Raw genomic sequence first — 9016 nt, 5'->3', positions numbered from 1 at the left:
GACGGCGCTGGTGCCTCCGGCGGGAGTTTCTTTCCAGGATGAAGGAGGGGCCGGGCGAGTCTTCGTCGACCGGGGTGCTGCGGGGCGGACGGCGTGCGAGCAATCGGGCGCGCGGCGGGGCCGCTTGACAGCGGCGCGCGCGCGGGGTTCCGGTGCGCAACCCCGCGCGAGGCATCATGGACCCGCTCTACCTCTTCGTCTTCCTCGGCCTGTTCTCGCCGGGGCCGAACGTGATCCTGCTGACCGCCTCGGGGGCGCGCTTCGGCTTTCGCGCGACGCTGCCGCACGTGGCGGGGGTGGTGCTCGGCGTGGGCATCACGGCGGGGCTGACGGGCCTCGGGATCGCGGCGCTCCTCGCGCAGCAGCCGGCCCTGAAGGCGGCGCTCGGCGTCGCGGCCGCGCTCTGGATCGCGACGATGGCCTGGCGCCTCTGGCACTCGCAGCCGGGCTCCACGCGCGGCGCGGAGGCGGACCGGCCCTGGGGTGTCCTGCGCGCCGCGCTGTTCCAGTGGGTCAACCCGAAGGTCTGGGCGGTCGCGATGGCGGCGGCCTCGGGCTACGGGGCTGGGCTGCCGCCGCTGGAGGAAGCGCAGCGCCTGGCGCTGGCCTTCTCGGGGCTGAACCTCGGCGTCTGCCTGTTCTGGAGCTGGGCGGGGTCGCTGCTGGCGCTGCTCCTGACGGACGAGCGCGCATGGCGGATATTCGCGCGGATCATGGCGGCGGGGCTCGCGGCCTCCTCCGTCATGGTCTTTCTGTGATCCCCCGCCTATATGGACGGGTCAGGACGGCGCGAATGATTTCCAGACTGTTCCACTTCTTCGAGAGACTGGTCGACCCCTACACGGCCTACCCCGAGACGGACGCCCCGCCCCGGCGCCTCTTCGCGTTCCTCTGGGACTATTCGCAGCCCTTCAAGCGGGTCTACGCGCTGACCGCCGTGACCTCCGTGATCGTCGCCGCCGTCGAGGTGGGGCTGATCTGGTACATGGGCCGGATCGTCGACCTTCTGTCGGGCGGCGCGGCTTCCGACGTTCTGGCCGTGCACGGGACCGAGCTGATCCTCGCCGCCGTCTTCATCCTGCTGGCGCGTCCCGTCCTGCAGGGCGTGAACGTCATGCTGCTGAACAACGCGATCCTGCCGAACTTCGGCACGCTGATCCGCTGGCGCGCGCACCGGCAGGTGCTGCGGCAGTCGGTGGGCTGGTTCGAGAACGACTTCGCGGGGCGGATCGCCAACCGGATCATGCAGACGCCGACGAGCGGGGGCGAGGCGGTCTTCCAGGTCTTCGACGCGATCACCTTCGCGCTCGCCTACCTGATCGGGGCGGCGGTGCTGCTGATGGGGGCGGACCCGCGCCTGCTCCTGCCGCTGCTGGTGTGGTTCGCGCTCTACGGCGCGCTCCTGCGCTGGACCATCGTGCGGATCGGTCCCGCCTCGCAGGCGAGCGCGGACGCGCGCTCGGCCACGACGGGGCGGGTCGTCGACAGCTACACGAACATCCATTCCGTGAAGCTCTTCGCCCACCACGACCGCGAGATCGAGTACGCCCGCGACTCGATCGAGGAGACGCGGCGCACATTCGCGCGCGAGATGCGCCTTTTCTCGATCATGGACGTGACGCTGACGCTGCTGAACGGGGTGCTGATCGTCGCCGTGGTCGGCTGGGCCGTCTGGCTCTGGGCGGCCGGGCAGGCGAGCGTGGGGACGGTGGCGGCGGCCACCGCGCTGACGCTGCGGCTCAACGCCATGACCGGCTGGATCATGTGGGCGGTGTCGAGCTTCTTCCGCTCGCTCGGCGTCGTGGCCGAGGGGATGGAGACGATCACCGACCCGATCACGCTGACCGACGCGAAGGGCGCGCGGCCGCTCGCGTTCGACAAGGGCGAGATCGTCTTCGAGGGCGTGTCGCATCATTACGGGCGCGGGGCGGGCGGGATCGACCGGCTGAGCCTGACGATCCGGCCGGGCGAGAAGGTGGGCCTCATCGGGCGCTCGGGCGCGGGCAAGTCGACGCTGGTGAAGCTGCTCCTGCGCTTCTACGACGCCGAGGACGGCCGCATCCTGATCGACGGACAGGACATCGCGGGCGTGACGCAGGACAGCCTGCGCCACCGGATCGGCATGGTGCAGCAGGACAGCGCGCTCCTGCACCGCTCGGTCCGGGACAACATCCTCTATGGCCGCCCGGACGCCTCGGAGGACGAGATGATCGCCGCCGCGAAGCGGGCGGAGGCGCATGACTTCATCCTCGAGCTTTCCGACCCTCAGGGGCGGACCGGCTACGACGCGCATGTGGGCGAGCGGGGCGTGAAGCTCTCGGGCGGGCAGCGGCAGCGCGTGACGCTGGCGCGCGTGATCCTGAAGGACGCGCCGATCCTCGTGCTGGACGAGGCCACCAGCGCGCTCGACAGCGAGGTGGAGGCCGCGATCCAGGAGACGCTCTACGGCGTGATGGAGGGCAAGACGGTGATCGCCATCGCGCACCGCCTCTCCACCATCGCGCACATGGACCGGATCATCGTGCTCGACGACGGCCGCGTCGCCGAGGAGGGGACGCATGCCGATCTGCTGGCGCAGGGCGGGCTCTACGCCGGGTTCTGGGCGCGGCAGTCGGGCGGCTTCATCGGGACCGGGGCCGAGGAGGCGGCGGAATGAGCGGCGCGGTCCGCCAGATCCTCGACCGGCTCGGCACGCTGATCGACGGGTTCCAGCCGGCGGAGGGGCCGCCGCCGCAGGCGCTCTGGCCCTTCATCCGCTGGTGCCTCGCGGGCTCCTGGGGCGTGATCCTCTTCGCGACCGTCCTCTACGGCATCGCCGGCGCGCTCGAGGTCGTGTCGGCCTGGCTGCTGGGCGTGCTGGTCGATTCGACCCTTTCGGGCACCGAGGGCTATTTCAGCGAGAACGCGCTGCTCATCGCGGTCTACGTCCTGTTCTACCTCGCGCTCCGGCCGCTGTTCTTCGGGGCCTCGGCGGCGTTCAACGGCATCGTGCTGCCCCCGAACCTTTCGCCGCTGATCCAGACCCGCCTGCACCGCTGGTCGCTCGGCCATGCGGTGACGTTCTTCGACAACGACTTCGCCGGACGCATCGCGCAGAAGCAGATGCAGACGGCGACCGCGCTGGTGAACGTCGTGACGGAGGTCATCAACGCGGGCGCCTTCGCCATCGCGACGCTGATCGGCGCGCTGGCCATGCTGGCGGCGATCGACTGGCGGATCGGCCTCGCGCTGCTGGTCTGGCTGATCGGCTACGGCTTCATGATCCGCTGGTTCCTGCCGCGCATCCGCACCCGCTCCAAGGCGCGGGCGGCGGCGCGGGCCAACGTGACGGGGCAGATCGTCGACACGATCACCAACATCAAGACCGTCAAGCTCTTCGGCCACACGGACCACGAGGACGAGGCGGCGATCGACGCGCTCCAGGGCTACCGGCAGACGGCGCTCGCCTTCGGCTATCTCTCCACCGGCTTCCGCTTCGCGCTGATGGCGACCGCGGGGGTGCTGCCCGTGGTGCTCGTGCTCGGGGCCATCGTGCTCTGGCAGGCGGGGCAGGCGACGCCGGGCGAGATCGCGGCCACGGGCGCCGTCGCCATGCGGATCGCCCAGATGACCGGCTGGGTCAGCTTCACGCTGATGGCGGTCTACGCCAATGTCGGCGAGGTCGAGGACGGGATGCGCACGCTGACGCCGCCTCACACGCTGACCGATGCGCCGGGCGCGGTGACGCTGCCGCGCGTGACGGGGCGCATCGCCTTCGAGGACGTGAGCTTCGCCTATGGCCGGCAGGTGGGCGGGGTCGAGGACATCGACCTGGTGATCGAGCCGGGGCAGAAGCTCGGGATCGTCGGCGCCTCGGGTGCGGGGAAGTCGACGCTCGTGGCGCTGCTCCTGCGGCTCTACGACACCGAGGAGGGGCGCATCACGCTCGACGGCACGGATATCCGGCAGGTGACGCAGGACAGTCTCCGCCACCAGGTCGCGATGGTCACGCAGGAGACGGCGATGTTCAACCGCTCCGCGATGGAGAACATCCGCTACGGGCGCCCCGACGCGACCGACGAGGAGGTCTTCGCCGCCGCGAAGCGGGCCGAGGCGCATGGCTTCATCCTGGGGCTCAGGGACCACCGGGGGCGGGAGGGCTACGGCGCCTTCCTCGGCGAGCGGGGCGTGAAGCTGTCGGGCGGGCAGCGGCAGAGGATCGCGCTCGCCCGCGCCTTCCTCAAGGACGCGCCGGTGCTGGTGCTGGACGAGGCCACGAGCGCGCTCGACAGCGAGGTGGAGGCCGCCATCCAGTCGACCCTGTCCGACGTGATGGAGGGCAAGACGGTGATCGCCATCGCCCACCGCCTGTCGACGCTGGCGGCGATGGACCGGATCGTGGTGCTCGACGCGGGCCGGATCGTCGAGGACGGGACGCACGATGCACTGCTCGAGCAGGGCGGTCTCTATGCGCGCTACTGGAACCGGCAGTCGGGCGGGTTCATCCACGCGGAGGCCGCGGAATAGGGTGGCCGGGCGTCTGGTTTCATGTCAGCATCCCTGACGTAATCGGGGAGGAAGACATGGATTACGAGACCGTTCCCGCCGAGGTCTTCGGGCGCAGCCTGACGGGGCTTGGCGTCAACCTCCTCAGCCCGGACGTGGAGGCGCTGTGCGCCTTTCTAGGCGATGTCTTCGGCCTCTCCGTCCACCGCGTCAGCCGCGACTTCGCCATCGTGATCCACGGGCCATCGGTCTTCCAGCTCCACGGGGATGGCGCCTACGGGCGCCACCCGCTCCTCGGGCTCGTGCCCGAGACGCCGCCACGGGGTCCGGGGGCGCAGTTCTACCTCTTCGGCATCGACCCCGACGCCGCCGCCGCCCGCGCCGAGGCGGGCGGCTTCCTCGTGCTCGAGCCCGTCGCGGACAAGCCCCATGGGCTGCGCGAAGGCACGATTCTCAGCCCCGAGGGCTACGCCTTCAGCCCCGCCATCCCCAAGGCCTGAGCCATGGTCGCGGTCACGATCGAGCGGCTCGGCCACCACGGCGACGGCATCGCACCCGGGCCGCTCTACGTGCCGCTGACGCTGCCGGGCGAGGTTGTGGAGGGCGAGGTCGAGGGCGACCGAATCGCCGCGCCGCGCATCCTCGCGCCCGCGCCCGAAAGGGTCGCCGCGCCCTGCCCGCATTACCGGAGCTGCGGGGGCTGTTCGCTGATGCACGCCTCGGAAGCCTTCGTGGCGGGCTGGAAGACGCAGGTGATCGAGACCGCGCTCGCCGCGCATGGCCTCTCCGTCCCGATGCGCCGGATCGCCGTGTCGCCCCCCCGCTCCCGCAGGCGCGCGACGCTGGCGGGGCGGCGCACGAAGAAGGGCGCGCTGGTGGGGTTCCACGCGCGGCGGTCGGACACCATCGTGCCCATCGCCGCGTGCCACGTCCTCGCGCCGCCGCTCCTCGCGACGCTGCCCGCTCTCGAGGAGATCACCCGCCTCGGCGGCTCGCGCAGCGGTGTCCTCGGCTTCGCCATAACGCTCTCGGACGCGGGCGTGGACCTGCGTGTGACCGGGGGCAAGCCGCTCGACACCGACCTCCGCGCCGCGCTGCCCCGCTTCGCCGCGAGCTTCGTGCGCCTGACCTGGGAGGACGAGCCGGTCTTCGCCGACGCGGCCCCCGTCCAGTCCTTCGGGCCCGCGCGCGTCGTGCCGCCGCCGGGCGCCTTCCTCCAGGCGACGGCCGAGGGGGAGGGCGCGCTCCTCGCCGCGGTCTCCGAGGCGACGGCGGGCGCGGCGCGCATCGCCGACCTCTTCGCGGGCTGCGGAACCTTCGCCCTGGCGCTCGCCGCCGCCGCGCATGTCCATGCCGTCGAGGGCGACGCCGCCCTTCTCGCCGCGCTCGACGCAGGCGCGCGCCATGCGCCCGGCCTCAAACCGGTCACGACCGAGGCGCGCGACCTCTTCCGCCGTCCGCTGTCCCCCGACGAGCTGTCGCGCTTCGACGCCGTCGTGATCGACCCGCCGCGCGCCGGCGCCGAGGCGCAGACCCGCGCGCTGGCCGAGGCGCGGGTGACCCGGATCGCCGCCGTCTCCTGCAACCCCGTCACCTTCGCGCGCGATGCCGCGATGCTCGTCGCGGCGGGCTGGCGCCTCGATTGGGTGCAGCCGGTGGACCAGTTCCGCTGGTCCCCGCACGTGGAGCTTGCCGCGTCGCTGAGCCTCCCCCATATCGACGGCTGACAACGTCGAGGGACATGATGACCGACACCTCAGCCGCATCCGCCGGTTTCCGCGCCCGTCTGGCCGACTGGCTGGAGCGTCCGCAGGTCCGCAACACGATCATCGGGGTGATCGTGTTCAACGCGGTGATCCTGGGGATGGAAACCTCGGACACGCTGATGGCGAACTGGGGGCCGCTGATCCTGGCGCTCGACCGGGCCTGCCTGTCGATCTTCGTCATCGAGATCGTGCTGAAGCTGATCGCGCTCGGGCCGCGGTTCTTCCGGTCCGGCTGGAACCTCTTCGACTTCGTGATCGTCGGCATCGCGCTGGTGCCCGCCGCGCAGGGGCTGTCGGTGCTCCGCGCGCTCCGCATCCTGCGGGTGCTCCGCATCGTCTCGGTCGTCCCCTCGCTCCGCCGGGTGGTCGAGGGGCTGTTGACCGCGCTGCCCGGCATGGGCTCGGTCTTCCTCCTCATGTCGATCATCTTCTACATCGGCGCGGTGATGGCGACGAAGCTCTTCGGCGGCAGCTTCCCCGAGTGGTTCGGCACGCTCGGCGCCTCGCTCTACACGCTCTTCCAGGTCATGACGCTGGAAAGCTGGTCCATGGGCATCGTCCGCCCGGTGCTCGAGGTCTATCCCTACGCCTGGGCCTTCTTCGTGCCCTTCATCATGGTCACGACCTTCGCGGTGGTGAACCTGATCGTCGGCCTCGTGGTGAACTCGATGCAGGACGCCCATTCCGAAGAGAGCAACGCCGCCACCGACGCCTACCGCGACGAGGTGCTGGAGCGGCTGAGGAAGATCGAGGAGAAGCTGGAGCGGTAGGGCGGGACAAGTCCCGCCGCTGCCGGGGTGGCGGGACAAGTCCCGCCGCTGCCGGGGTGGCGGGACAAGTCCCGCCGTTGCCGGGGTGGCGGGACAAGTCCCGCCCTACGCCCGTGGGGTCACGCCCGCTTCTCCAGCGTCGCAACGCCCAGGGTCGTCAGCACCTTCTCCACGATGTCGCCCGCGTTCATCCTGGCGACCGCGTACATGTCCTCGGGGCTGGCCTGGTCGATGAAGATGTCCGGCAGCACCATCGAGCGGTAGCGGAGACCCGTGTCGAACACCCCGCGCTCGGCGAGGAGCTGGGCCACGTGCGAGCCGAAGCCGCCCACGGCGCCCTCCTCGATGGTGATGAGCGCCTCGTGGTGGCGGGCGAGTTGCAGGATCATCTCCTCGTCCAGCGGCTTGGCGAAGCGGGCATCGGCGAGGGTGGGCTTCAGGCCGCGCGCTGCCAGCACCTCGGCCGCCTCGCGCACTTCCTTCAGCCGCGCGCCGAAGCTGAGAAGCGCGACGCGATTGCCCTCCTCTACGATGCGGCCGCGCCCGATCTCGAGGGCCACGCCCCGCTCCGGCATCTCGACGCCGACGCCCTCGCCGCGGGGATAGCGGAAGGCGGAGGGGCGGTCGTCGATCTCGACGGCGGTGCGCACCATGTGGACGAGCTCCGCCTCGTCGGCAGCGGCCATGACGACGAAGCCCGGCAGGTTCGCGAGGAAGGCGACGTCGTAGCTGCCCGCGTGCGTCGCGCCGTCCGCACCCACCAGGCCCGCGCGGTCGATGGCGAAGCGGACGGGCAGGCGCTGGATCGCGACGTCATGGACGACCTGATCGTAGCCGCGCTGAAGGAAGGTCGAGTAGATCGCCGCGAAGGGCTTGAGCCCGCCCGCCGCCATTCCGGCGCAGAAGGTCACGGCGTGCTGCTCGGCGATGCCCACGTCGAAGGTCCGCCCCGGAAACCGCGCGCCGAAGAGGTCGAGGCCGGTGCCGTCCGGCATGGCGGCGGTGACGGCGACGATCCGGGCATCCTCCTCGGCCTCGCGGATCAGGGACTGGGCGAAGACCTTGGTGTAGGAGGGCGCGTTCGAAGGGGCCTTCTTCTGCTCGCCGGTGCGGAGGTCGAACTTGCCCGTGGCGTGGCCCCGGTCGGGGCGATGCTCGGCATAGCCCTTGCCCTTCTTGGTGATCGCGTGGATCAGGACCGGCCCGTCCGCGCGCGCCTTCACGGTGCGCAGGATCGCCAGAAGCTGCTCCATGTCGTGCCCGTCGATGGGCCCGATGTAGGAGAAGCCCAGCTCCTCGAAGAGCGTGCCGCCGACCGTCGCGGCCTTGAGCAGCTCCTTGGCCCGCCGCGCGCCTTCCTGGAAAGGTTCGGGCAGGAGCGAGACGGCACCCTTGGCGGCCGCCTTCAGCTCCTGGAAGGGGGCGCCGGCATAGAGGCGCGAGAGGTAGTTCGACATCGCCCCCGTGGGCGGCGCGATCGACATCTCGTTGTCGTTCAGGATCACGATCAGCCGTCGGCCCATGTGGCCCGCATTGTTCATCGCCTCGTAGGCCATTCCGCCCGAGAGCGCGCCGTCGCCGATGACCGCGATGGCGTCGCCGTGCCCGGTGGGGCTGTCGCCGCCGAGATCGCGCGCCACGGCAAAGCCGAGGGCCGCCGAGATACTTGTAGAAGAATGCGCCGCACCGAACGGGTCATAGGGGCTTTCGGACCGCTTGGTGAAGCCCGAGAGGCCGTCCTTCTGGCGGATCGTCAGCATCCGCTCGCGGCGGCCGGTCAGGATCTTGTGCGGATAGCACTGGTGCGAGACGTCCCAGATCAGCTTGTCGCGCGGCGTGTCGAAGACGGCGTGGATCGCGACCGTGATCTCCACGACCCCGAGGCCCGCGCCGAAATGCCCGCCGGTCTGGCTGACGGACCAGATCGTCTCGGCCCGAAGCTCGTCGGCGAGGCGGCGCAGATCGCCGTCGCCCAGGCGCTTGAGGTCCGCCGGG

At 71.0% G+C, this 9016-nt stretch carries 7 protein-coding genes; 6 read left to right on the top strand and 1 reads right to left on the bottom strand.

Annotated features, from left to right (window positions below; translation table 11 throughout):
* The first annotated feature begins 176 nt into the window (after positions 1-176).
* The 6 genes from ACTS11_RS05270 to ACTS11_RS05245 are packed head-to-tail and all read left to right on the top strand — an operon-like array spanning position 177 to position 7021.
* Positions 177-758 (top strand): LysE family translocator, encoded by a 582-nt coding sequence (locus tag ACTS11_RS05270; RefSeq protein ID WP_442639292.1) that lies wholly within the window; start codon positions 177-179, stop codon positions 756-758.
* A gap of 47 nt (positions 759-805) precedes the next feature.
* A complete protein-coding gene (locus ACTS11_RS05265; protein ID WP_442639293.1) occupies positions 806-2656 on the top strand; it encodes an ABC transporter ATP-binding protein in 1851 nt (616 codons plus the stop codon).
* Complete coding sequence (locus ACTS11_RS05260) at positions 2653-4506, top strand: ABC transporter ATP-binding protein (RefSeq protein WP_442639291.1); 1854 nt, start codon at positions 2653-2655, stop codon at positions 4504-4506. Before ACTS11_RS05265 ends, ACTS11_RS05260 begins: the two co-directional genes overlap by 4 nt.
* Positions 4507-4562: 56 nt before the next feature.
* Positions 4563-4985: a VOC family protein gene (locus ACTS11_RS05255; RefSeq protein WP_442639290.1), complete on the top strand. Its 423-nt coding sequence runs from the start codon at positions 4563-4565 to the stop codon at positions 4983-4985.
* Between the two features lie 3 nt (positions 4986-4988).
* On the top strand, positions 4989-6212 hold the full coding sequence (locus tag ACTS11_RS05250; protein ID WP_442639289.1) for a class I SAM-dependent RNA methyltransferase: 1224 nt from the start codon (positions 4989-4991) through the stop codon (positions 6210-6212).
* Between the two features lie 14 nt (positions 6213-6226).
* A complete protein-coding gene (locus ACTS11_RS05245) occupies positions 6227-7021 on the top strand; it encodes an ion transporter (RefSeq protein ID WP_442639288.1) in 795 nt (264 codons plus the stop codon).
* A gap of 119 nt (positions 7022-7140) precedes the next feature.
* On the opposite strand, the gene dxs is transcribed toward ACTS11_RS05245, so the two are convergent.
* Positions 7141-9016 (bottom strand): 1-deoxy-D-xylulose-5-phosphate synthase (gene dxs, locus ACTS11_RS05240; protein WP_442639287.1); only part of this gene is annotated, 1876 nt, incomplete at its 5' end.

This window comes from Roseicyclus sp. (assembly GCF_052168335.1).
In the GTDB taxonomy this organism is placed as follows: Bacteria; Pseudomonadota; Alphaproteobacteria; order Rhodobacterales; family Rhodobacteraceae; genus Roseibacterium.
The sequence above is the reverse complement of the archived record's forward strand: the minus strand, read 5'-3'. Positions and strand labels throughout refer to the sequence as shown.